Source organism: Alloacidobacterium dinghuense (genome assembly GCF_014274465.1).
Classification (GTDB): Bacteria; Acidobacteriota; Terriglobia; order Terriglobales; family Acidobacteriaceae; genus Alloacidobacterium; species Alloacidobacterium dinghuense.
In genome coordinates, this window is record NZ_CP060394.1 from 3,397,473 (window position 1) to 3,422,081 (window position 24,609).

The window sequence follows — 24,609 nt, forward strand, 5'->3', positions numbered from 1 at the left end:
ATGTTCAGACGTAGGCGGAATGCGGATGATTTTGCTGCCGAGATCAAGGCGCATCTGGAACTCGAAGCCCATGAATTGCAAAGTGAAGGCCTGAGCGAGGATGAGGCGCGCCGCAGGGCAAGGATCGAGTTCGGCAATGTGCAGACGGCCCGAGAGCGCTTCTATCTGAGAGGCCACCTAGTGTGGTTGGACAATCTTGCCCGCGACATTAAGTTTGCCATTCGCCAGCTTGCGAGACACCCGGGGTTCACCGCCACTGCGATTCTCGTGCTGGCTCTGGGTATCGGTGCGAGTGTGGCCATCTTTGCTTTTGCGGATGCGGCACTACTGGAACCGCTTCCGTACTCGAATCCCGCGCGCCTGATGTCAGTCAACGAAAGCAACGTTGAATCGCCGCTTTGGCCACTCTCGTATCCGGATTTTCTTGACTGGCAAGCCCTGAACAAATCTTTCAGTTCGCTCTCTGCCTACGCTCCGAGCGGCTACCTTCTGCGCACCAACTCCGCCGTGGAGCCAGTGCAGGGTGTGCGCGTGAGCGGCGGCTTTTTTCAAACGCTCGGCGTGCATCCCATGCTGGGGCGTGACTTCTATCCTGGCGAGAACCGGCCGGGCGGTCCGAATGTGGCAATACTGAGTTATGGAGCATGGCTCAATCGCTTTGGTGCTCAGCCGAACGTAGTCGGGCAGACGGTGGACCTGGACAATCACGCATATGCGATTATCGGCGTTTTGCCCCGATCATTTTCCTCGCATTCAGCGGTAACGCAGAATTCTGGGTGCCGGTCAATGAGTTGAGCCCTCACGAACACTCACGGACGTTCTATGCCTTTCTAGGAGTTGGTCGGCTGCGGGATGGGGTCACCGTCCAATCGGCGCAGGCTGAGATGATGGCAATCGCAAAGCAACTCCAGCGTCAATATGGCATTGTTGGTCGCGATTTGAGCGCAAATGTCGTGCCTCTCACGGAGATTGCTGTCGGCAATGTGCGGCCCATTCTATTGATGCTACTCGGCGGAGCCGGCCTCCTATTGCTGATCGCGTGCGTCAACGTGGCTAGTCTTTTGCTGGTACGATCCGAAAGCCGCAGACGCGAAATCGCGGTGCGAGGCGCACTGGGCGCAACAAGAGCGCGGATGGTGCAGCAATTCCTCACTGAGGGACTCTTACTTGCCGCCATTGGGGACATTGCAGGCGTAATCGTTGCTGCGGGGCTCATGCGACTTCTGGCAAATCTGATTCCCAAGGATATGGCGTCCAATATGCCGTTTCTGGGAGGCGTTGGCTTAAACGCGCACACAGGCGCATTTGCCGCCGTTGTTGCCTTGCTGGCCGCTCTGTTGCTGGCGATCACCCCGGCACTGCGGCTTTCGTTTCAGAAGGTGCGTGATGGTCTGGCAGATGGGGATCGTGGCGCAGTGGGCCTGCTCTGGCGCAGGCTGGGAGCAAACCTCGTCGTCGTGGAATTAGCCATCGCGGTAGTGCTGCTGGCGGGCGCAGGACTGCTTGGGCAGAGTTTCTATCGCCTCTTACACGTGCCACTAGGATTCGAGGCAGCCCACCTGGCAACTGTGCGCGTGATGGCGCCGGGCACAGCTTATAAAAGTGACGAACAGACAACTGGGCTTTTCCGGGACATCGGGCGCCGCATCTCAAGCCTGCCGGGCGTAGAGTCGACAGGCCTCACCAGCATGCTCCCTGTGGAATGTGACTGCCCGACCGATAGGATCCAGTTCCCGGGCAGGCCGTTTCACGGCGAACACAACGAAGTGAACGAGCGTCATGTGAGCGCGGAGTATCTGCCCACGCTCAAGGTGAGGCTCGTGCGAGGACGCTTCTTTGCCGAAACAGACGACGCTTCGAAGCCCGGCGTAGCTCTGATCAATCAGGCATTGGCGCGAAAATATTTCCCTGGCCATGACCCCGTTGGCCAGAGGATAGCCGATGACGAGGGCGGGCGCGAAAGCGTGTGGGAGATCGTAGGCGTAATAGAAGATTTTCGCGAGGGCCCGCTTGATACCAACATCTTACCTACGGAGTATTTCCCCCTCAGCCAGACGCGGGATCACTCTTTCAGTCTGGCAGTGCGCACATCCCAGGACGCAGGAGCGCTGCTGCCTGCATTGGTAAGCGCACTGCGCCAGATCGACCCTAACCTGGGAGTATCCGACGAGGCGACGATGGACGAGAAGATTGGCACTACGCAAGCGGCGCTGCTGCACCGCTTCTCGGCGTGGCTCGTGAGCGGATTCGCAGCGATGGCTCTGACACTTGGCGTAGTGGGGCTCTACGGAGTTATTGCTTACGCAGTAAGCCAGCGGACGCGCGAGATAGGCGTGCGCATGGCGATGGGCGCGCAACGCAGCTCAGTTTACGCGCTCATCATCCGACAAGCGCTATGGCTGACCGTCACCGGGCTTGCCATCGGTCTGGTCTGTTCGATTGGAGCGTCGATGTTAATTCGCAAGCTGTTGTTTGGCGTAGAGGTGTGGGATGCATTCACTCTCGGTGGAGTGGCTTTCCTGCTCATGCTGGCGTCTATGGCGGCAAGCTTCCTGCCCGCGCGTCGCGCCGCATCTGTAAACCCTGTGGAGGCCCTACGCGCCGAGTAGTTCCTGCTCTATAGCGCGGTTTGGAATGGTGACCCTTGGAAAACCGCAATGGTTGATGCTTATTTGCGAAACTCTAGACGTTGGCTTTCATATTGCTTAGAACTCGATCGATGGATCAAAAGGAACCCACCGAACTCGCCTTTACAACCTCCGGTGAAAGATAACCCCTTCCTTCATCACCAGAAGCAGATTCTTTTTCGGATTCGACAAGATGGTTATATCTTCAAGCGGCGAACCGTCGACCACGAGAAGATCCGCGATCGCACCTTCCGTGATCAGTCCCAAGCGTCCTTCCATGCCGACGAGTTTCGCCGCTACCGTGGTAGCGCTGGCCAGTATTTCTGCGGCAGGCAAAACACGAGCGCGAATGGAGAACTCTTCGCATTGTCGAACATGCGTTTCGCCGAGAAGATCGGTCCCGAAGGCGATGGAGACTCCTGCATCGCTCAGAATCGAGAGACTATCAATGCCAGCCTTCCTCACATGCTCGATCTTCGCAATCGAATCGGCTGGAAATCCCAACGACGGACCATCCTGTGCAAGCGCTTCGTACGTTACGAGTGTGGGCACCGCCACAGCCCCTGCCTTTGCGGCCATTTGTGCCGCATGAGCATCAATGAGATTGCAGTGTTCAAGTGAATGCACGCCGCATTCGAGCGCCCTGACGATTCCTTCCGCTGTGTAGAGATGCGCGGCAACATACGTCTTGGAATCGCGGGCTTCTTCGACAGCCACCTTCAATTCGTCCACCGTGTAGCCGTACCAGTTGATCGGATCCGTGGGGCTCGCCACACCTCCATTCGCCATCACTTTGATGAAAGCAGCTCCCTGGCGCAACTCCTGACGACAGGCAAGCCGCACTTCCTCTACCCCGTCGGCGACACGACCGAGCGCCCCGAAGTTGCTCCCCCATCGGGTCGCATCGTATGTGTCATACCTCGGGCGACTGTCTGAGTGCCCTCCTGTCTTCGACAGCGCCTTTCCGCAGACGATCAGTCTGGGGCCAGGCGTCAGCCCTTGCGCAACAGCCTCTGCTAGCGAATAGGGAGCACCGCCAAGATCGCGAACGGTTGTGAATCCCCGCTCCAGCATCCCCTTCATGATTTGCGCCGAACGCAATACAGCGGTTGCCGCAGGCAATTGCGCATTCAAAGCCAGATTCATGGTGCTTGCAACGACGTGCACATGACAGTCAATCAGGCCCGGCATGACTGTCCGGCCTTTGACGTCGATCACCTGGCAATCTTTCGCGAACGATGATCTTGCTTCGGGGTCACGGATGATCCCGTCTTCGATCAGAATGTTTCCAGATCTTGGCTCGGGCGCCGTGGAGTCGATGATGGTCGCATTCAATAGCAGTGTCTGCATAATACTCGATCCCCTGGAGTTTTGAAATTACCCGGTGAACCGTGATCGCATCAGAACCGCGTTTATAATTCCCGCGATTATAGCGAGCGTACTTTCTTGCTTGGCTATGACCTTCACCGCTTGCATCGATCAGAACGCATCTTTTTGCATGAGGCGTCCCGACTCGCATCAGATGATAACTAAGCGTTCGGTGTCGATGTCCCCTATGAGGTTCTTAAATATACGTTGACATGAATTTATTATTGTATATAATTCTGTTCAATTTATTGCCTACTTCAACCCTCCTGCAATTTGTGTCAGCACTGCAGACTAACGATCTGAAGGAGCGAAGCTCATCGAAATGCATATTCGTGATGAAGAGCGCCGCAACGATGGTGCGGTAACTCGAAGAAGGTTTGCCGGCAGTTTGGTTGCGGGCCTTGCTGGCACTCTTTGTCCGATCGCCGATGGGCAAACGGCGAAGGATGGGGAGGCAGAAGCAAATATAGGTTTGAAACCAGATGATATGTCCGTTGCAGATTGGGATGAAGTCCGTGCGAGATACTCGAACGTCTTAAGGGTTTATGGACAAAGGCTCTCCCTAGAGGAGAAGCGGAAGACCGTAGAAATTCTCGCCACCAACCAACACATGCTCGCATCGATCAGATCGTTCGTGGTCCAAAATGGGGACGTATCAGCGTGCACGCTGCGAGTCTATGACGCAAATCAGCCATCAGCCGACAAACAAGTCTAAATAGCTTTCGCAAAGGCACGCGTTTCTTATAGCGAATTCAGTTCAGCAGGTTTCTAGAGGGCTCCATGCTCCCGCAGGAAACGTATTTCATGTCGGTTCGAGCGCTCGGCAACGCTATCCGCGAAGGCCAGCTTTCTTCTGTCGAACTGACAGAGGGATACCTTGAACGCAGCCGCACCATCGGCGCGCGCCTCAATGCATTTGCAACTCTCACTGCTGATCTCGCATTGAGTCAAGCTAAACAGGCAGACGCAGAGATCAAGGCAGGTAAGCATCGCGGACCTCTCCACGGAGTTCCCTACGCCGTCAAAGATCTTGTGACTGTAAAGGGATATCCCACCACCTGGGGAGCTGTGCCCTATGCTCATCAGAGCTTCGACTACAACGCGACTGTGATCGAGCGCCTCAACGAGGCTGGAGCCGTCCTGTTGGGTAAAGCAGCAATGATCGAATTGGCCGGTGGGCTGGGTTATAGCTCAGGCGAAGCATCTCTCACTGGTCCGGCCCGCAATCCATGGAATCCCGACTGCTGGACGTGTGGATCGTCGAGTGGTTCAGGTGCCGTTGTCGCCGCCGGCCTCGCGCCTTGGGCTCTCGGTTCGGATACACGCGGTTCCATTCTCTGCCCCTCTTCATGGTGTGGGGTTTCAGGACTGCGGCCCAGTTTTGGCCGCATCAGCCGCTACGGCTCGATGGCAATTGCATACAGCATGGATAAGCTGGGCCCCATGGCGCGTACTGCGGATGATTGCGCACTAGTGTTGAGCGTTCTAGCAGGCCACGATCCGCTTGATCACGACTCGGTCAGCAGCAGCGCGCAACCCTTCTCCTACCATGAGACCGAGCCTAGCGTGAATGGCACTTTCCGCATTGGGCGTCTCACGAATGTTTACGGCAAGAGCGATACCGGTGTTGACAAGGCTGTCGACGAAGCATGCGCTGTCTTTGAGAAAGCTGGCGCGACAGTCGAATCCTGCGAATTTCCGGATGGCCCTTTTGAAGAAGCCGCGGAATTGACAATCCTTATGGAGGCAGCCAGCGCGTTCGGGCACTTGATACAGTCCGGCGGCTGCCAGAATCTTACTGATCCACTCGGCAAGATTAATGGCTATGTGAGCGAACAGTTTTCTGTCACGGATTACCTTCATGTCCAGCGTGTCCGGCTCATGCTGCAGCGCACAGCGGACGCGATGTTCGACCGCTACGCCGTGTTGATTTCTCCAGCGCAGCCAACTGCAGCGCAGCCGTTGAGGGACAAAGATCCAGACGATCCCGCGGCTGGGAGAAAGTTCCACATGGACCGTCGGGCACCGGACGGAGTTTCGAGCCTTTGCGGCTTGCCGGCAATCAGTGTTCCTTGTGGTTTCAGCACGGCTCGACTTCCCTACGGAATGCAAATCATGGGACGGGCGTTGAACGATGCGGTTGTTCTAAAAGCCGCACGACTGTACCAGAGCCACACAGATTGGCACCTGCAGCACCCTGCTCTTTAGGTAGAGGGCACACGCGGGACTTCATTTGGGGATGTTGCTAAAAGCGTTGTGATGCGGGTTGTACTGCACGCTCAGCGATTCGTTCATGCGGTTAGCTGCCCCATCTCTTTACTGCGGTTCTAGCAATACCACGTTCCAAGCGTTGAAGCAGAGCCTGCAGACTTCATCATCGCTATACCAACGGTCCACCTAGTAACAAGCCTAAGGAGAGGTCATGACGAAGAGGGTCTTCTTACTTCTGTTTCTCCTGAGTGTCTGTTCCTCATTCACTCTTGGTCAAGTCGCAATTACCGGGCAAATAAAAGGCGTCGTGACAGACGCCTCCGGCGGTGCATTACCGAATGTTGCTATCTCCGCCACGAGTCCTGCTCTGATGACACCCCGCAAAACCACGACCGGTGTGAGCGGAAGTTATCTGTTCGACTCATTGCCGCCTGGAACCTATGAACTAACTTTCACTGTCTCAGGATTTAAGACTGAGGTGCAGTCAAATATCGCGATTACGCCTGGATTTACGGCAACGATAAGTCCCGAACTGGCGATCGGGACCAGCGAGCAGTCTGTAGTGGTTACGGCTGCAGCCCCTGTCGTCGACACGACGAACAACACGTCAAGCACGACGTTTGATGATGCACTCTTGCAAAATGTTCCTAGTGGCCGTGACACGTTCTCTACGGTCGCGCAGGCGCCAGGGGTAGCATCAAGCGACTTTGACGTCGCTGGCAGCCAGAGCTTTCAACAGTCAGTAATGCAGGTCCATGGAAGTCTTCCTGGAGATCAGGTTTATAGTTTCAACGGCCTGCGTCTCAACTGGCCCGGATCGACAGGCGGATATACATCTTTCTATGTCGACAATGATTCTCTTTCAGAGCTTCAAGTTGTAACGGATAGCGCGCCCGCAGACGTTGCCGTCGGCGGTGTATACATGAATCTGGTTCCCAAATCAGGCGCTAACCAGATGCACGGCCTCGCGGCCTTCTACTACCAGTCGGCAGGCACACAAGCCACAATCTCTGATCCTGTCTATGATGGGGTTCCCGTGCCTTCCGGCACGCCATTCATCATGGCGAGAGACATTGCTACAAATCTCGGAGGGCCGATTCTAAAGGACAAATGGTGGATCTTCGGCTCATGGCGTCTCTATGACCTCAAGGAAAGCGTCCTGTCAATTACTAATCCAGACGGCACGCCGACCACCGATCCCAATCACCAGAGTAACGTCACGCTTCGAAGCGACTATCAACTTTCAAAGAACAATCATCTGGACTTTGTTTGGTGGTATAACGAGCAAAATAGGTTCTTCCGACGTGATACCGCTTATGCATTTGTGAGTGCTGATGCCGCCTGGCGCCAGATCGAACCGGCGTACATTTTACAGGCGGAATGGACAAGCACCTTCCGCAATTGGCTCTTTGACACGCGGTTCGGTTATCTGCACCAGGTATTTCCTCTAGAGAATCAGCCTGAAACTCCAGTCACCGCATTGAACCGTCAGGACGTGACATTATCAACGGAGACAGGCGCACCGCCTTATGCTTTTGTGAATCCGGCCAGCGTTTTTGCTTTCGCAGAAGGTGTGTCATTCTATAAGGGCCACATGTGGGGTGGCTCTCACACTTTTAAATTCGGCGTCGACACTTCGGACAACAAGAATGGCTACAACTACACGGTCAATCAAGGTATCAATGCGCTCTACAACGATGGCAAGCCAATTGAGGTAATTGCATACAACACGCCTGTGAACGTCAGAAGTGTCTATCACGAGACAGCCGCTTATGCTCAAGACTCCGTCACTGTAAAGCGCAAACTTACTCTCAACCTCGGCGTTCGGTACGATCACTTCAATACGTTTTATCCTGCTCAATCAAGCCCGGCAGCTACTTTCCCCGACCTTTTCCCACAGCGCACGTTTCCGCAATCTCCAAATATCGCAACCTGGAATACTTTCCGTCCACGTCTCGGCGCCGCATACGATCTCACAGGTCAGGGACGATCCGTAATCCGCGCGTACTTCGGGCAGTTCGACATCATCGAAGGTGCCGGCCTCGCTGAGCAGATCAATCCAAACGGCCTGAGTACGCAGGTTTATACCTGGAACGACACAAACGGCGATGGTATTCCGCAGCCTAGCGAATGGAAATCTCCAGCAAACCTAATTGCCGCGTCCGGTGGCGTCGTCACCTCAGTGGATCCAAACCTGAAGCGCGCGTATACGAACGAAGTTAACGTTGGATATCAGCAGCAGGTTTTTTCATCCGTAATGGTCGGCGTCAACTACTACTTTCGCAACATCAAGAACCAGTTCGCAGGTGTGAACCTCGCTAATCCTACGAGTGACTACACGGCCACTTCCGTCGATAACAGCGGAAATCCGCTCATCAACTCCATCACCGGTCAGCCCATCACACTTTACAATCTGAATCCCGCGGACGTCGGCCTCTCCAACTACTTAATTACGAATATTTCGGAACTCAATTCAAACCACTACAACGGGGTTGAGTTCACGGTAACAAAGAGAATGAGCAAGGGTTGGCAAGTACTCGCGGGCTACACAATTCAGCAGCAGAAGGGAACTTATACCCGTGGCCTCACAGATGATTTCAACAATCCAAACAATGAAATCAATCGCAAGAATTCGATTTTGAACTACGACGCGACCCAGATGTTCAAGGTACTGAGCAATTACACATTTCCATGGTCCATTGCTCTTGGCATCAACTATCAGCACTACACTGGCTATCCTCTCGATCCAAACAACGGACCTCCAACAGCAATCTTCGAGAACCTGAATCAGGGGCAGGTATCGGTGATTGGCGAACAAATCGGCAAAATCCGTCTTCCCAATGTAGATATATTTAACCTGCGTCTTTCCCGTCCAACGCATCTTGGCGACAGGTTCAACCTTGAACCAATCGTCGACCTCTTCAACATCACAAATGCCAACACCGTGATCAGTGAGGTCCCAACCGGTGGCAGCAGTTTCGAAAAACCAACGAATCAACTCAACCCGTTCATTGCCCGCTTTGGATTACGCTTCAGCTTCTAGCTCAGGGGCTTGCGCGAATGGAACAGTCCTCTAAAAGTGGCGCGCTGACCGACGACAGATGACAATCGTTGCTAAGCGCGCCTTTCAAATGATCTGCAAAACGAGACCCACTGCCGCGTCATGATCCACGCATGAGGAGATTCACACAAATGATTATGAGACTCTATCCTGCTTGCCTTTTACTTTTAGTGTCTCTGTGTCCTCTCCGGACGACCGTTGCTCAACAGCAGCCTCGGGGAAGTATCACAATCGATCGAATCGCAGACATCAAGTACCCAAGTGAGGCTCGATGGTCACCTGATGGCAAGACCATCGCTTTCCTGTGGGACGCGGCCGGCAAGCAAGATCTGTTTATAGTCAGAGCAGGTTCTCCGCCCGTTGCGCTAACTGACTTTCCCGTTGACCCCGATCTTCTTATATCTGACATCGGCCACTTTGAATGGTCTTCTGCCGAGGAAATTATCTTCAGCAAAGGCGATCAGCTTTGGGTCGTCTCAACCTCTACGCGGAAGCCAGAACCGCTGCCAGGCTATCAGGGCGTCAGCAGTTTTTCGCTCTCCGCCGATAAGCAACAAATTGCCTTTGTACAAAAGGACGATGTGTGGGTTGGGTCACTTCGCGCACACACCAGACGCAGACTCACGCATATGCCGGAGGGCCTTCGGGCATTCGACCCATCTTTTTCCCCCGATGGGTTATATGTGGCATTCGACGCTGCTCGACATGAGTCAGTGCCTGAACCGCTTCCTTACAACGGGAACCTCATGAAAGTCTTCCGCAGCTTGAGCTGGGATGATCGCATCGGCATCGTCTCCGTCTACAGCTATGCCGCGGAGCCAATGTGGATTCCAGTTTCCGCCCGCAATTACGGTTCCACCGACAAGCAATGGGCAGCAGGACCATCGATTGTGCATGAGGAATTTTCTCCAGATCACAAGACGATGGAGCTTAAGGTTACGTCACTCTCTGGCGAGAGTCGCACGCTTTGGAAGGACCATGACCCCGCTTGGATTTCGTCGGCGGACGGAGCAATGGATGTCACCTCTCCGGATGGGAAGTGGATCGCATTCATCAGCGATCGAAGCGGATGGCCTCACCTCTATGTGATTCCGATCGACGCGACATCCGAATCGCAGGCCCGACAAATCAGCAAAGGTAATTTTGGTGACGGCTACGCCGCGTGGTCCCCAGACAGCAAACGGATTGCCTTCACGCACAGTGCAGAGGGCAACCAGATGGAGCGCTTTATCTCTGTTGCCTCCGTCGACGATGGGCGCATTGAGCCTATTGTTACTCAGCATGGCGTTAATCGCGCTCCGGAATTCTCTCCCGACGGCACGATGCTGGTCTACGAGCGCAGCGCGGTGGAACACCCACTTGAGGTGTATTCCATCTCCGCAAAAGCCGGATCAGAGCCGACCCGACTTACGAATTCCCTTCCGCCCGGACTACTCCCTGAAGATCTCACGGCGCCTGTAGCGGTTCACTACCCGAGCCGCGCCGACGGGAAGCAGGTTCCAGCGACGTTGATTGTCGATAAACATCTCGATCGCTCGAAGAAACACCCGGCTATCATCTGGGTTCACGGTTCGGGCGCCGATCAAAACTACCTCGCGTGGCACCCAGGCTACTACCGCATGTACTACGCCATGGATCAGTATCTCGCGCAACAAGGTTATGTCATTCTCACGCCCGACTATCGCGGCAGCTCTGGATATAGCCGGGACTGGGCCACCGGTACTTCGAGGGATCTCGGTGGCGGCGAAACCCAGGATGTGAATGCGGGTGCAGACTATCTCAAGACCCTTAGCTACGTTGATCCGGATCGTATCGGCATCTGGGGGCTAAGCTATGGAGGTTTCATGACGATGCAGTCTTTAATAACCGATCCGACGCTCTTTCGATGTGGCATCAATGCAGCAGGTGTAGGCGACTGGGAAAGCTGGACTACAGGAGGGCTCATCCTCGGACGCCTCGGCGAGACACCAGTGACGGATCCGGAGCTTTACGATCGCTCTGCTCCCGTCAAGCATTTAGATAAGCTGGCGCGGCCGCTATTGCTGCTGCAAGGTACAAACGATGCGAACGTCCCACTCTGGGAGTCCCTCAAAGTCATCGACACTCTCGAAAAGCTCGGCAAGCCATTCGACATGGCCATCTATCCGGGAGAAATTCATTTTTTCCGAAGAGCATACGTACTACGCGATGCCTGGACGAGAAGCGAGGAATTCTTTGATCGCTACCTGATGAAACCGGACTCTGCGTCAGGCGGCAAACTGGGTAAATAGCACTCGATGACATCAGTGGGTCATTGCATAAAGAACATAGTTCACACCGATCTTCGTACCGAGAGCAGAATACTTGACCGGATAACGCGGATCGTCCAGGAACTCCCATGAATCACCAAGATCGGAGTTGAGCGAAAAGGCGACCATGATGCGCCCTTTGTCATCATAGATTCCCTTCCAGCGAGCGACATAACCATCCTTCTTGTGTCCTGTGACCAGGTGCTCTGCACCTGGAATCTGGTAGCGATCGTCCAGATCGAAGAGCGTGTGAAAGATTGGATCGTCGTTCGGAATGTCCACCAGCTCCCGATCAGGAAAAACCATCTTCATGGTTTTGTCGAAATAGGCTTGCTCCTGTGAACCATGGCAGTCGTCAGCCATTAAAAAGCCGCCGCGCAGCAGGTAGTCACGGAGCTTCTTTGCCTGGGCTTCGGTCAGCCCCCATTCGCCCACTTGAACTGCATAAAGAAATGGCCAGTTGTAGACCTCGTCGCCATCGTCCAGATTCACCGGCTGCTCCACTGACCGCGCATCCACGCGCGTTAACCGCCGGACAGCGTTCGCAAGTGCGCGGTCGGCACGCGGGTAATCCTGCGTCCAGAGAGAGAGCCCCTGCTGCCATGGTCCGTCGAACCGGCCGCGATACCCGTCCAGCGGACCCGGAGGAAACATCAGCCGTGCAAAAGTCCACTCCCCAGGCTTGCTCCAGTCTGCGGGTAGCGGTATCTCTAAACCGTATTCAACCGAAGGATACTCGCGGAACGCCCGCTGAGCGAAAACCGCGCTGATCACAATAGCGGCGAAGATCAGAGGTCCCGCAAGTATCCTGAGGTTCTTCATAGCATGTTGCAGTGGAATTTTATCGAGGCCGTTCCTGTTTAACACTCACCCAGATCAGGTGCAACTATACAAAAGCGGTCTATTTCGTTCCACGAACTACCGCATTTCTTTAGACTCAAATCTTCCAAAGAAGGTCCGCCCCTGCGAGCCCGGCGCAGAAAAAAACTTCATGCGGACAAACACCAGAAGGCGCAAAAAACGGATCATCGGTCAATGTGGCCGAATCCTCTTATTCACATTCCACCTCACAATCGAAATCGCCGTCTTCGTATCTCTGCTCTGCCGGGCTTGGGTCACCTCTTACAGTGAATGGTCATTCAGACTCGAAATCGAATAAGATAGCAATCCATCAGGACCATAGCGCGATGAGTGCGTAGTTCCTGGCTGCTCGGAGGCTAATTCCATTGGAGCTTAAATCTGCTCCATAATGGCTGACACAATGATGCAATCGAGAAGATGACTACTATTTCATCCAGGAGTTGTCCACCGTGTCTACCGCTGAACGCGAAAGTACGCTGGAAAATCGCCTACTAAGAAGAATTCAGGGCTTGATTGGTCAGGCGCCCATTCAACTGGAATTCGACCAAGAGAAGATTGGCCCTCCGGATCCGACGAAGAATGAGAGCGTTGTCATTCGAGACCGACGAACGCTCGCGCATATGGTGCTCGATCCCGAGCTTGGCTTCGGCGACGGATACATGCAGGGCCGAATCGAAATAAACGGCAATCTCGTCAACATCTTGGAACAAGTCTTCAGATCCATGCGCTCAAGCGGAAAACGAAGCTGGTATGGTCGCCTCTTTTCCAATTGGCTGCAGCACATGCAGGGCAACACTCGGGGAGGATCGGCAGCTAACATTCATCATCACTACGACCTGAATACCGACTTCTACAAGCTGTGGCTGGATTCGCACCTGGTTTATACCTGCGCATATTTTCCAACTCATTCTGCAACCCTCGAAGAGGCACAGAAGGCAAAGCTCGAACACGTCTGCCGGAAATTGCGGCTTCAGCCGGGTGAGAGAGTTGTGGATGCGGGCTGCGGCTGGGGCGCACTCGCACTGCACATGGCAAGACATTACGGCGTTAGCGTGCAGGCGTTCAATATTTCCCATGAACAAATTCAATATGCACGTGCGCAAGCACGACGAGAAGGTCTAACGGATCAGGTTACGTTCGTTGAGGACGACTACCGGAATATTTCCGGAAGATTTGACGCTTTTGTCTCGGTCGGCATGTTGGAGCACATCGGACGCGAACACTATGGAGAACTGGGAAGGGTCCTTCAACGCACAATCGGTAACTCCGGACGAGGTCTCATGCATTTCATAGGGCGCAATCGGCCAGCGCCATTCAGTACCTGGATTCGCAAACGCATCTTTCCAGGTGCTTACGTGCCAGCACTGCGGGAGGCGCTCGAAATCTTTGAACGGCAGAATTACTCGGTACTCGACGTCGAGAACCTCCGACTTCACTACGCCAAAACGCTCGAACACTGGCTGGCTCGGTACGAACGCTCGGTCGAGAGTGTGTCTTCCATGTTCGGACCTGAATTCGTTCGTGCCTGGCGGCTCTATCTCGCCGGCTCCATTGCAAGTTTCCGCACTGGGATGCTGCAACTGTTCCAGGTCGTTTTCGCTGGTTCAGCATGCCGGCAGATTCCCTGGACCCGGGCCTACTTGTACACCGAGTCCGCACGCTTGGAGAACGAATCTCAATGGACTCCTGCCAGGTCTTGATTGTGGGTGGCGGCCCTGCAGGATCTTCCTGCGCCAAGCGCCTGCATGAGGCTGGCCTCGATACCATCATTCTCGATAAGAGTGCATTTCCACGCGACAAAGTGTGCGGCGGCTGGATCACGCCCGCAGTGATCCGGGAGCTTGAAATTGATCTGACTGAGTACGCAAGTGGACGTGTCTTGCAGCTCATTACCCGCTTTCGGACCAGCCGAATGGGCGACACGGAAGTTGAAACAGACTATGGCCGTCCGGTCAGCTATGGAATTCGACGAGTTGAATTTGATGACTATCTGCTGCGTCGCTGCGGAACGCGACTCATTCTGGGAACACCGTTGACAAGCATGGAACGCTCAGGTGACTCCTGGATCGTAAACGGCGCGATTCGCGCACGGCTCCTGATAGGCGCAGGCGGACATTTCTGCCCGGTCGCCCGATTGCTGGGTACAAAGGCTCGCGACGAAACTGCGGTCGCCGCGCAGGAAATCGAATTCGAGATGGATCCAGAGCAGGCGAAATCATGTTCGATTCGCGGTGAAGCTCCGGAACTCTACTTCTGTTCGGACATGAAGGGCTATGGGTGGTGTTTTCGCAAGGAAAATTTTCTCAATATTGGTTTGGGCAGGCTTGATGCCCACTCCTTACCCGGTCATGTCTCCGACTTTCTGCGCTGGCTGAAGGAATCAGGCAAAGTGGCTTTTGCTCTTCCTGCCGCAATGCGCGGTCACGCCTATCTCATCTTTCGCGAAACAAAACGTCCCGTTGTCAGCGATGGAGTTCTGTTGATCGGAGATGCTGCCGGCCTGGCATACTCGCAGAGCGGTGAAGGAATCCGCCCGGCGATTGAATCCGGCTTACTGGCGGCTGACACCATCCTCGCCGCCGAAGGGGAATATACACGTTCCCGACTCGAACGCTACCGAGAAATGTTGAACTCTCGATTCGGCGAGTCACGATCGGACTGGTCTACGCTTATCGGCCGGAAGTTACCACCACGATTCATGCAGTCAATCGCAGGATCACTGCTGAGGACTCACTGGTTTTCACGACGCATCGTCCTGGATCGCTGGTTTCTGCACACTCACGAGCCTGCCCTCGACGCCTGAGAGCGCGAAACACCAACGGACGTGCCAATATCAGGCAAGCGCGTTCGTTACGATCTGCTGCGCCTCATCTACGATGCTCTGGAGGTGAGCTTCATCTCTGAAGCTCTCCGCATAGATCTTGTAAAGATTCTCGGTTCCGGAGGGCCGCGCTGCGAACCAGCCATTTTCGGCAACAACCTTCAAGCCACCGATGGGAGCGTTATTGCCTGGAGCATTCGTCAATTTACCGGTAATTCGCTCTCCTGCCATGTGTGATTCCTTGACCGAGTCAGCAGATAGTTTGCTGAGCTTTGCCTTTTGCTCCGGGCTGGCTGGCGCGTCGATACGCGTGTAGTAGGGCATACCGAACTTCTCCACCAACTCGGAGAAGTGCTGGCCGGGGTCTTTTCCGGTGACGGCAGTGATTTCCGCCGCCACCAAGTCCATGATGGGACCATCCTTGTCTGTTGTCCATACCGTGCCATCCCGCCGCAGTAAACTTGCGCCAGCGCTCTCTTCCCCACCGAAACAGAATGACCCATCGAACAAGCCTGCAACAAACCATTTGAAGCCCACCGGGGTCTCTGAAAGTTGCCTGCCCAGGCTGCTCACCACTCGGTCAATCATGCTGCTGCTGACCACTGTTTTGCCGACAACTGTATGGGTCGGCCACTGTGGTCGATGCGTCAACAAATACTGGATGGCAACTGCGAGATAGTGGTTTGGGTTCATCAGGCCAGCGGATGGCGTGACAATGCCATGCCGATCCGAGTCAGGATCATTGGCAAAGGCGACCTGATATTGATCCTTCAATCGCAGAAGGCTCGCCATGGCGTACGGGCTTGAGCAGTCCATGCGAATCTTGCCATCATGATCAACCGTCATGAACGAGAACGTGGGGTCAATGATCGGATTCACAACCTGGATCTCCAAACCATAAACCGAGTTGACCTGCTCCCAATAAGGCGCGAACGCGCCGCCCAGCGGGTCTACTCCCAACTTCAGGCCAGCATGTTTAATCGCGTCCATATCGACAGTATTTTTCAGATCTTTGACATAAGGCAGAGCAAAGTCTTGCTCGTGCGTGTTCGCGGCTTTGATCGCCTTTGAATAGGGCATGCGCTTAACGTCGGCATTGTTCGCCCGCAGCGAATCGTTCGCCCGTTGTTCCACCCAGCGCGTGACATCAGTATCCGCTGGACCGCCGTTCGTTGGGTTGTATTTGAAGCCGCCATCCTCCGGAGGATTATGTGAGGGCGTGATGACAATGCCATCCGCTAGATGGTCTTTGCGGCCCCGGTTGTAGACAAGGATGGCGTGCGAAACGATCGGTGTCGGGGTAACGCCATCGTTCTGCTGAATGACAGTCTCGACGCCGTTCGCGGCCAGCACTTCAAGAGCAGTAATCTGCGCGGGCGCTGAGAGTGCATGCGTATCCTTGCCCATGAAGAGTGGCCCATCCGTTCCCTGCATGCGCCTGTAATCGCAAATAGCCTGCGTAATGGCCAGAATATGAGCTTCGGTAAAAGTTCCGCGCTTCGGGGTGCCTCTGTGGCCGCTGGTTCCGAAACTCACCATCTGGGTGGAATCACTCAGATCAGGGCGCCGCTCCAGGTACTCTCGCTTAAGATCGTCGACATCGATCAGCATCTCTTTCGGGGCTGGATGCCCGGCCAGCGGAGAAATACGCGATTGCACTTTTGCTTCGCTTACCATGGAACCTCCTGACAGGCGATACTGAGCTGCGCCTTCTCAGGAAGAATATAAACACATCCGACTTCCTGCGTGCCACAGCCAGCCCTCGCACATCAACTCCCTAAGAATGGAGTTGGCATCCTGGTGGTTGGCTATATGCCAATATCTCTAGCAAAGAGTAATTGCTGCTACTCGCCAAATGTTCTCACTGTACTCGCGAATGGAGCGATCGGAGGAAAACTTTCCCATCCTTGCAGCATTCAGGATCGCCATCCTGGACCACTGCTCCTGGTCCCGATAGATTTCCGTCACTCGGTCCTGACAATCGATGTACGACTGATAATCAGCAAAGAGAAGATATGGATCGCTGTTGAGCAACTGATCGAGAAGCGGCCGGAAGAGGTTTTGATCTCGGTGAGAGAACTGCCCCGACGAAATGCTGTCGATCACTTCTCGAAGGAAGGGGTTGGATTCATAGATTGCCCGCGGACGATACCCTTGTGCCAGCGTGGATTGCACTTGATCTGCCGTAAGACCAAACAGGAAGAAGTTCTCATGGCCCACAGCATCTCTGATTTCGATGTTGGCTCCATCGAGCGTTCCTATCGTGAGCGCTCCATTCATGGCGAACTTCATATTCCCGGTGCCTGAAGCCTCTTTGCCGGCAGTGGATATCTGCTCGCTAAGATCCGCGGCTGGATACACCTTCTGTCCGAGCGAAACGTCATAGTCAGGAAGAAAGACTACCTTCAGACGATGCTTCACATCCGGGTCGGTGTTGACGACTTCGGCGACGGAGTTGATGAGTTTGATGATCAGCTTGGCCATGGCGTAGCCAGGTGCCGCCTTTCCGCCAAACAAGAACGTACGCGGAGCCATCTCCAGGTTCGGTTTTCGCTTCAGCCGGAAATAGAGCGTGAGGATGTGTAGGACCTTCAGATGCTGCCTCTTGTACTCATGGATTCTCTTGACGAGGACGTCAAACATTGAGCTGGGATCTACAGAAATCCCTGTCGCTTCTAATATGTAATTCGTCAATCGAACCTTCACATCGTGCTGCACTCTGCGCCATTCCGCGCGAAAAGCAGCGTCTTCGGCGAGCCCTTCAAGCTGTTTCAACTCATCGAGGTTGTTGAGCCATCCATTTCCTACCCGTCGCGTCATCAGAGCCGATTGCTCCGGGTTGCTCACAGCGAGCCATCTCCGCGGCGTCACACCATTCGTTACGTTGATGAATTTCTCGGGCCACAATTCATAGAAGTCACGAAGGACTTCTTTCTTCAACAATTCAGTATGCAACGCCGCAACGCCGTTGACGCGATAGCTTCCCACACAAGCCAGATTCGCCATGCGCACAAACTTCTCGCCATGTTCATCGATGATCGACATCCTTGAGACCCTCGCCTCATCCCCATCGAAATGCTTGCGGACCTCCGACAAGAAGCGCGCGTTGATTTCGTTGATGATCTCAAGGTGCCGCGGAAGAATCGAGGCGAACATCGGCCGAGGCCAGCGTTCCAGAGCTTCAGGAAGGAGCGTGTGATTGGTATAGCTGAATGTGTTGGAAGTGATTTCCCATGCCTTCTCCCAATCGAGACCATGCTCATCGACCAACAGGCGCATGAGTTCCGCGACGCCGATGGACGGGTGTGTGTCATTCAGCTGGATCGCCCATTTTTCGTGGAAGGTGTCGATTTGCCGGCCAGCACGCAGGTGCAGCCGGATCATGTCCTGCAGGGCACACGAGGTGAAAAAATACTGTTGCTGGAGACGAAGCTCTTTGCCCTGAATTTCTTCGTCATTTGGATACAGGACTTTCGAGATGTTTTCAGCAAAGGTCTTGCCTGCAACAGCTCCCTGATAATCGCCGCTGTTGAAGCGATCGAAATAGAAAGATTCAGTCGATTCGGATCTCCATAACCGCAGGTCGTTTGCTATGCCCGACCGGTACCCCACTATTGGGGTGTTGTATGGAACGCCCCTGACTACCGATGCGGGTACCCACCGCACCCGGTATCTTCCGGTTGAATCCGTCCAGCCTTCCGTGCGGCCGCCGTAGCCCACTTCGACGGCTTCATGGGGGTGCCGGATTTCCCACGGATTTCCGTATCGGAGCCAATAATCCGTGAGTTCCACCTGCCATCCATCGCGGATTTGCTGGCTGAAAATACCGAATTCGTACCGTATTCCATATCCGATGGCAGGAACGCCGAGCGTTGCCATAGAGTCGAGATAGCACGCGGCCAGACGGCCAAGACCACCGTTGCCTAGACCTGGTTCGCTCTCCTGTTCCTCGATGACACCGAGATCACGGCCCAATTCAGCTACAGCTTGCCGGATAGGTTCTTCAAGATCCAGGTTGAGGAGGTTATTCGCCAGATGCGGTCCCATCAGGAACTCAGCCGATAGGTAACACACAACGCGGACATCCTGCTGCTTGTAGCAGGCCAACGTCGCGAACCATCTCGCGAGGATTCGGTCGCGAACCGTATAGGCGACTGCGGCGAAGAATTCCTGATTACTGGCGTTTGCCTGGGTTGTTCCTACGATGTAGTAAAGGTTGTCCAGAATGGCCCGTTTCAAGGCCTCCACGCTGGTGGCCGTGCGGTCGTCCTCAATCTGCACGATGGGTGCCGGAAATGCCAGCTTCTCCATAGTTGCACCTCGTTGTTGAACCTCGTTCTGTGTGGTCCAGGCAGAGCCTTCCAGTGTTGGCGGATCCTTGGGCGCGTATCAGCCTGGCAGAATACTTCGCAGATCATTCATGCTAGAGCGTCGGCTCCCGCAGAGCAATCAACGGATCGTGAATTCATCCATAATTCGTCCATCGAAGGCCAGATTTTCGCGGCAGATCAATGCTTGAATCGCCTGATTCGGGCGGCACAGGTGTGGCGGCTTCCTTGGCCTGTCCCCCTCCCCCGGTCGGGAAGATGTCTTCTATATTTTTCAATGATTTACAGGGGGATCATCCCCCTCCAAGCCAATGATTCTAAATCGTTTAACCTGGTTCTAGTGTTTTCAACAACTTAGCGGGGGGTCCATTTGGTGTTTCCTTGAAATATCCCCTATATTCAGGATACCAATTTAGCGGACATAACACGCCAATTTGGACTGTCTGCAAGTGGCTTCGTTTCAATTGATTAGATAATTTCCACAGTTTTTTGGACTTGACAAGATTTAGCACGCCCTGCGCCAGACCGACGACATGCTGTCCACGAGTCCTCTGCTTCTCGGAATCCCTGACATCGATTTGTGTGCAGATGCAGCTGAAGAGTGGTAATCTTCGGGCCAAGTATTGATTCCACCCATCCACGGAAATGAAAGGTAGCCGATCATGAGTCGTCAAAAGCTATTTCTGGTGACCACGTTGCTGTCGGCAGGATTGCTGTTCGCCGGGTGCAAGAAGTCTTCGGATCAAGAGCAGGCAGCAGCTACGCAGCCTGCCGCGGCTCCAGCAAGCGAACCCGCTGCAAACCCACCTGCGTCAAGCCAGCCGGCCGCGGCTCCGGCAGCGGCGCCTGCGGCTTCGCCGAGTGCACCGGCTTCGGCTCCAGCTGCGGCTCCGGCAGCGGCTCCGGCACCTGCACCGGCGCCACCACCACCGCCTCCTCCGCCACCGCCTATCGTGATTCCAGCGGGAACGACTTTGTCTGTGACGCTCACCTCCGGGTTGAGTTCAAAGGAGAGTTCGGCGGGACAAGGGTTTAATGGAACGCTCGCCAATTCGGTATCCGTTGGCGGGGCGAGAGCGATTCCTGCTGGCTCACCTGTGAGCGGCACGGTGACCGATGCCAAGTCCGCGGGCAAATTCAAAGGCGCGGCCAGCCTCGGCATTACGCTCTCGTCGATCTCTGTTCACGGCGTAAGCTATCCGATTACTACGAGCGTCTATAGTCAGCAATCTACGGGCAAAGGCAAGCGCACTGCTGGATTCATCGGCGGCGGCGCAGGCGCAGGCGCCCTGATCGGCGGCCTGGCTGGTGGCGGCAAAGGCGCTGCGATCGGTGCCTTGGCTGGAGCCGGTGCCGGGACTGCGGGTGCCGCTCTTACGGGGAATAACCGAGAGATCACCTTCGCGCCGGAAACGGTTGTCAGCTTCAAGTTGGCGAATTCGCTCACTCTTCCGCCGCATCGGGCAAGCGAGTAACCCCACTGTATGAACAGAACAGCCGCCCAGTGGGCGGCTGTTCTTATTTCTGCCAGATGCACTGTTTCTATGGATATGTCACAACCTGATAGACCAGTGCTGATCCCTGATAATACGGCCTGTAGTACACGTTTACTGCTTCTTTCGGTTGTGTCTTCTGTTTTGTCTGCGCCGGCAAGGAGGCTGCCAGCAGGGGGGAGCATGAACAGTACCAATATATGTCGAAGCCGGTACACGTTTCATCCAATCGGATTGAGAGTGTCCACCGCCATCTACATTGAAGCGTGCTAAGTGTGCCACATTTTTTCTATAAGTGGAAATACATGAACCCTGCAGAAAGTATCCCGGCAGTTCTGACAGGTACGGCTTTTGCGTGCTGTGGCTTACGCCATGTACAGTTACAGGTGGAAATCGAGGAAAATCGATTTATTTTTCATAAATTTAGCCATCAAGGAGAACCATGAACAGCCCACAGCAGGTATGCTCTCCAACGCGCAGTCTCGCTCTTCTTCATTCCATTCACAAGCCCGGTCTCCGCGCTTCGGAGCTGAATGAAAAATGGTCGCGCCTGGAGGCTGTTTTGGATCGCTCTCAGTTGTCGGCGATTCTCCTGCAGTGCAATGAGAACATTGCATGGATCACCGCAGGACAAGTCGAAGCACGGGTACTTATCCCTGGAGAAACTGCTGTTACTTCCCTGCTGCTGACGCGCACAGGCCGCAAGTACTATCTCGCTCCGAATAACGAGGCTCCACGGCTGGCAGATGAAGAGTTCTGTGATCTTGAGTACGAGCCGGTGATCACGCCTTGGCATGAAGACGGCGTGGCCGCAATACATCGGCTGGCAGGTGATGGCGCGATCGGCACAGATCACGGGCTAGATGGGCTTACTCCGGTGGACATGGCACCATTACGCGCGCCTCTCACAGCAGCTGAAGTAGAGCGTTTCCGCTGGCTTGCGGAGCGCACCGCGGCGATGACAGCAGAGGCACTTGCGGAGCTTGAGCCGGGAATTACCGAAGATCAGATGTCTGCCGATGTCGCTCAGCGCCTGCTTGCTGAAGGCATCCTCCCGACAGTGCTGCTGATGGCTGCGGATGACCGCATTCGCAAATATAAGCACGCGGTTTCACGCGGAGCAGTTCTGGAACGCTACGGGATGCTGAATCTTTGTGCCCGCAAGTGGGGACTCGCCGTTTCGATCACACGATTTGTGCACTTCGGCGCGCCTTCACAGCAACTCACGGATGCTTTCGCAGCCTGCGCAGAAGTGAATGCAAAGCTGCTGCATGCGAGCCGCAGCGGCGCCACTTCTGCCGAGTTGTATGCCGTCGCTGAGAACGCTTATCGCATAGTTGGTTTTCCGGGTGAAGAACAATTCCATCACCAGGGAGGCCCGGCAGGATATATGGAGCGCGAATGGATTGCGACGCCGAAGGGTCAACAAACACTGACCGAGACTGAGGTTCTTGCGTGGAATCCGAGCATCCGCGGCGCTAAGGTTGAAGACACTGCACTCCTGCACAATGGAGCAGTCGAAGTGCTCACGCTGACGCCATCGCTTCCGCAAATCACGACGACGATCGAAGGGATCGCGTATCCTTCTGCCGATCTTCTGATTCGGTGAACTTGCGTCGGCATGCATGCCGAGTTGGAGGTTACCGATTTTCCATGCATGCCTTCACGGGGCCGAAGTTGCGCAGCTCTACGTTGGCGATCTTTCTGCCAAAATCAAGCGGCCCGTGAAGGAACTGGAGGGCTATCAAAAGGTGCGTCTCAATCCCGGCGAGAAGCAGCATGTCTCGCTCACGTTGGATCGCCGCGCGCTCGCTTATTGGGACGTCAATAGCAATGACTGGCGGATCGATCCCGGCCAGTTCACTGTTTACGTTGGCGACTCGTCCGCAAATACACCGCTCACCACAGACTTCACGGTTTCTCAGTAGGAATTGCGACTGTCGCCGTACCGGGCAATCCGCTCGATCAGCTCTGTAATGGAAAAAGTCGATTTCGTGATGAAGGATGGAGTCGTCTATCCCGATATGCAGTCGATGAAAATGACGGTTGGCAAACAACAGAAGCCGGAGACGGGTCCCTCCGGCTTCAGAAAGGAGCCCATCTTAATTTCAGGCAAGTGCCAGAACAGCATCGATGCCGGCCTTCACGCCTTTCTCGGCGGCCTCGGCTCCCAATGCCTGGTTCTCTGCATAAACAAACTGAACGTTCTTCAGACCCACAAATCCGAGCACGGTGCGGAGATACGGCTCCTGCTGATCAAGAAAAGCATAAGGCGATTCGCCGCTATAGGCGCCACCGCGCGCCACAATCACAACAACCTTCTTGTTCTCTTCCAGCAACCCCTGCGGACCCTGCGCAGTGTAGGCGAAGGTGCGGCCCACGCGAACAACCTGATCGATCCATGCCTTGAGCTGAGCGCTAATGCCAAAGTTATGCATCGGCACCGCAAGGACGATGGTGTCCGCAGCTTCGAGTTCGTCGATCAGCTTGTCCGATACGGAGAGCACCTCTTTTTGCTCAACCGTGCGGTTCTCGACCGGCGTATAGGCAGCGGCAATCCACTGCTCCGTGACAAAGGGAACCGGGTTCGAGGCGACATTTCTACGAACCACTTTTCCTGACGAATGTTTACGCTGCCACTCGTTTACGTATTCCTTTGCTACAGAACCAGAAACGGATGATGAACGCGGACTCGACTCGACTACCAGAAGATTTGCCATGACGGCCTCCTATTTCCTATCGACTTTCGCCAAATAGTCGTTACAACGAATAAGATGGCCCCAGTCATGTAAGGATTCAGCGATTTTTGCGATTATTTATCCTGCTGATTTAGCAGAAATTGCTCGGCTGCCTGCAAATCCTCTTCCGTATCCACACCGATTGTGTCGAATGGAGTTGAGGTCACATATACGGCGATCCCGTTTTCAAGGAAACGCAATTGCTCCAGGCGTTCTATCGCTTCCAACCTGCTGGTAGCGAGTTTGGGAAAGCGGTCTAGCGCGGACTTGCGATAAGCGTAAATGCCGAGATGCTTTTGATAGGGAATGCCGCCGACGCCATCGCGATCAAACGGAATTGCAGCGCGTGAGAAATACAGCGCCCATCCGTCAGAGGCAGTCACTACCTTCACTGCGTTGGGATTGTGAATCAATTCCGGAGCGCATGGCGTTGAGAGCGTGGCTACTTCCACTTCAGGTCGCGTCATCGGTTCGAGAAGCGCGTCGAGATGCTGAGGCCGAAGCATCGGCTCATCGCCCTGAATGTTGACGTAGACATCTGCCGCGATGGATTGCGCGACGGCATAGACGCGATCGGACCCGCTGGCGCAGTCTTCAGGGGTAAAGACTGCAGGAAAGTTGCGCGAGTGCGCAAAGCTCATGATCTCCTCTGAATCAGTCGCGATCAGCAACTGATCGAGTTGCGCGCAGGCACGGGCTGCACGATAGACCCAGGCCAGCATGGGCTCGCCGGCAATTTCGCGTAGAACCTTGCGCGGCAAGCGGGTGGACGTGAGTCGCGCAGGGATAACACCTAAAATACGCACTTCATGC

17 protein-coding genes are annotated in these 24,609 nt (G+C 54.7%); 11 read left to right on the forward strand and 6 right to left on the reverse strand.

The window, feature by feature from the left end; translation table 11 throughout:
* On the forward strand, positions 1 to 795 hold the full coding sequence (locus H7849_RS26465) for an ABC transporter permease (RefSeq protein ID WP_222439647.1): 795 nt from the start codon (positions 1 to 3) through the stop codon (positions 793 to 795).
* On the forward strand, positions 777 to 2,609 hold the full coding sequence (locus H7849_RS13950; RefSeq protein WP_251106266.1) for an FtsX-like permease family protein: 1,833 nt from the start codon (positions 777 to 779) through the stop codon (positions 2,607 to 2,609). Before H7849_RS26465 ends, H7849_RS13950 begins: the two co-directional genes overlap by 19 nt.
* Positions 2,610 to 2,750: 141 nt before the next feature.
* Here H7849_RS13950 and H7849_RS13955 read toward each other — a convergent pair whose 3' ends face one another.
* Positions 2,751 to 3,977 carry a metal-dependent hydrolase family protein gene (locus H7849_RS13955; protein WP_186740058.1) on the reverse strand — a complete coding sequence of 409 codons (1,227 nt, stop codon included), beginning with the start codon at positions 3,975 to 3,977 and terminating at the stop codon, positions 2,751 to 2,753.
* A gap of 340 nt (positions 3,978 to 4,317) precedes the next feature.
* On the opposite strand from H7849_RS13955, the gene H7849_RS13960 reads away from it, so the two are divergent.
* From H7849_RS13960 to H7849_RS13975, 4 genes are all read left to right on the forward strand, one after another.
* Entirely contained in the window at positions 4,318 to 4,710 is a 393-nt protein-coding gene (locus H7849_RS13960; RefSeq protein ID WP_186740060.1) for a hypothetical protein, read from the forward strand.
* A gap of 89 nt (positions 4,711 to 4,799) precedes the next feature.
* Positions 4,800 to 6,203, forward strand: a complete 1,404-nt coding sequence (locus H7849_RS13965; RefSeq protein WP_186740062.1) for an amidase — start codon at positions 4,800 to 4,802, stop codon at positions 6,201 to 6,203.
* 214 nt (positions 6,204 to 6,417) lie between these two features.
* Entirely contained in the window at positions 6,418 to 9,249 is a 2,832-nt protein-coding gene (locus tag H7849_RS13970; protein ID WP_186740064.1) for a TonB-dependent receptor, read from the forward strand.
* A gap of 149 nt (positions 9,250 to 9,398) precedes the next feature.
* Positions 9,399 to 11,537: a S9 family peptidase gene (locus tag H7849_RS13975; protein WP_186740066.1), complete on the forward strand. Its 2,139-nt coding sequence runs from the start codon at positions 9,399 to 9,401 to the stop codon at positions 11,535 to 11,537.
* 12 nt (positions 11,538 to 11,549) lie between these two features.
* Here the strand turns inward: H7849_RS13975 and H7849_RS13980 are convergent, their stop codons facing one another.
* Positions 11,550 to 12,377, reverse strand: coding sequence for a DUF4159 domain-containing protein (locus H7849_RS13980; RefSeq protein ID WP_186740068.1), 828 nt, complete (start codon positions 12,375 to 12,377; stop codon positions 11,550 to 11,552).
* A gap of 488 nt (positions 12,378 to 12,865) precedes the next feature.
* On the opposite strand from H7849_RS13980, the gene H7849_RS13985 reads away from it, so the two are divergent.
* Both H7849_RS13985 and H7849_RS13990 read left to right on the forward strand, forming a co-directional pair.
* Entirely contained in the window at positions 12,866 to 14,116 is a 1,251-nt protein-coding gene (locus H7849_RS13985) for an SAM-dependent methyltransferase (protein WP_186740070.1), read from the forward strand.
* Positions 14,095 to 15,219 carry an NAD(P)/FAD-dependent oxidoreductase gene (locus tag H7849_RS13990; protein ID WP_186740072.1) on the forward strand — a complete coding sequence of 375 codons (1,125 nt, stop codon included), beginning with the start codon at positions 14,095 to 14,097 and terminating at the stop codon, positions 15,217 to 15,219. Before H7849_RS13985 ends, H7849_RS13990 begins: the two co-directional genes overlap by 22 nt.
* Before the next feature lie 30 nt (positions 15,220 to 15,249).
* Here H7849_RS13990 and pgm read toward each other — a convergent pair whose 3' ends face one another.
* The gene (gene pgm / locus H7849_RS13995; protein WP_186740074.1) at positions 15,250 to 16,914 is read right to left on the reverse strand and encodes a phosphoglucomutase (alpha-D-glucose-1,6-bisphosphate-dependent); all 1,665 of its coding nucleotides are present in this window, start codon (positions 16,912 to 16,914) and stop codon (positions 15,250 to 15,252) included.
* Between the two features lie 147 nt (positions 16,915 to 17,061).
* Positions 17,062 to 19,548, reverse strand: a complete 2,487-nt coding sequence (locus H7849_RS14000; protein WP_186740075.1) for a glycogen/starch/alpha-glucan phosphorylase — start codon at positions 19,546 to 19,548, stop codon at positions 17,062 to 17,064.
* A 679-nt stretch (positions 19,549 to 20,227) separates the two neighbouring features.
* Between H7849_RS14000 and H7849_RS14005 the strand changes: the two genes are divergently transcribed.
* The 3 genes from H7849_RS14005 (at position 20,228) to H7849_RS14015 (ending at position 22,986) form a co-directional block, all read left to right on the forward strand.
* On the forward strand, positions 20,228 to 21,040 hold the full coding sequence (locus H7849_RS14005) for a hypothetical protein (RefSeq protein ID WP_186740077.1): 813 nt from the start codon (positions 20,228 to 20,230) through the stop codon (positions 21,038 to 21,040).
* A gap of 460 nt (positions 21,041 to 21,500) precedes the next feature.
* On the forward strand, positions 21,501 to 22,667 hold the full coding sequence (locus H7849_RS14010; protein ID WP_186740079.1) for a M24 family metallopeptidase: 1,167 nt from the start codon (positions 21,501 to 21,503) through the stop codon (positions 22,665 to 22,667).
* Between the two features lie 16 nt (positions 22,668 to 22,683).
* Entirely contained in the window at positions 22,684 to 22,986 is a 303-nt protein-coding gene (locus H7849_RS14015) for a fibronectin type III-like domain-contianing protein (protein WP_186740081.1), read from the forward strand.
* Positions 22,987 to 23,166: 180 nt separating this feature from the next.
* On the opposite strand, the gene H7849_RS14020 is transcribed toward H7849_RS14015, so the two are convergent.
* Both H7849_RS14020 and kdsB read right to left on the reverse strand, forming a co-directional pair.
* A complete protein-coding gene (locus H7849_RS14020; RefSeq protein WP_186740083.1) occupies positions 23,167 to 23,778 on the reverse strand; it encodes an FMN-dependent NADH-azoreductase in 612 nt (203 codons plus the stop codon).
* Between the two features lie 92 nt (positions 23,779 to 23,870).
* Complete coding sequence (gene kdsB / locus H7849_RS14025) at positions 23,871 to 24,602, reverse strand: 3-deoxy-manno-octulosonate cytidylyltransferase (protein ID WP_186740085.1); 732 nt, start codon at positions 24,600 to 24,602, stop codon at positions 23,871 to 23,873.
* Positions 24,603 to 24,609: the final 7 nt, after the last annotated feature.

Bases quoted from the DNA above. Each gene is read 5' to 3' on its own strand.
- H7849_RS13990 (WP_186740072.1), top strand. From the start codon at position 14,095: ATGGACTCCTGCCAGGTCTTGATTGTGGGTGGCGGCCCTGCAGGATCT.
- H7849_RS14005 (WP_186740077.1), top strand. From the start codon at position 20,228: ATGAGTCGTCAAAAGCTATTTCTGGTGACCACGTTGCTGTCGGCAGGA.
- H7849_RS13965 (WP_186740062.1), top strand. From the start codon at position 4,800: ATGTCGGTTCGAGCGCTCGGCAACGCTATCCGCGAAGGCCAGCTTTCT.
- H7849_RS26465 (WP_222439647.1), top strand. From the start codon at position 1: ATGTTCAGACGTAGGCGGAATGCGGATGATTTTGCTGCCGAGATCAAG.
- H7849_RS13960 (WP_186740060.1), top strand. From the start codon at position 4,318: ATGCATATTCGTGATGAAGAGCGCCGCAACGATGGTGCGGTAACTCGA.
- H7849_RS13980 (WP_186740068.1), bottom strand. From the start codon at position 12,377: ATGAAGAACCTCAGGATACTTGCGGGACCTCTGATCTTCGCCGCTATT.
- H7849_RS14000 (WP_186740075.1), bottom strand. From the start codon at position 19,548: ATGGAGAAGCTGGCATTTCCGGCACCCATCGTGCAGATTGAGGACGAC.
- H7849_RS14010 (WP_186740079.1), top strand. From the start codon at position 21,501: ATGAACAGCCCACAGCAGGTATGCTCTCCAACGCGCAGTCTCGCTCTT.
- H7849_RS13970 (WP_186740064.1), top strand. From the start codon at position 6,418: ATGACGAAGAGGGTCTTCTTACTTCTGTTTCTCCTGAGTGTCTGTTCC.
- H7849_RS13975 (WP_186740066.1), top strand. From the start codon at position 9,399: ATGATTATGAGACTCTATCCTGCTTGCCTTTTACTTTTAGTGTCTCTG.
- H7849_RS13955 (WP_186740058.1), bottom strand. From the start codon at position 3,977: ATGCAGACACTGCTATTGAATGCGACCATCATCGACTCCACGGCGCCC.
- H7849_RS14015 (WP_186740081.1), top strand. From the start codon at position 22,684: ATGCCGAGTTGGAGGTTACCGATTTTCCATGCATGCCTTCACGGGGCC.
- H7849_RS14020 (WP_186740083.1), bottom strand. From the start codon at position 23,778: ATGGCAAATCTTCTGGTAGTCGAGTCGAGTCCGCGTTCATCATCCGTT.
- pgm (WP_186740074.1), bottom strand. From the start codon at position 16,914: ATGGTAAGCGAAGCAAAAGTGCAATCGCGTATTTCTCCGCTGGCCGGG.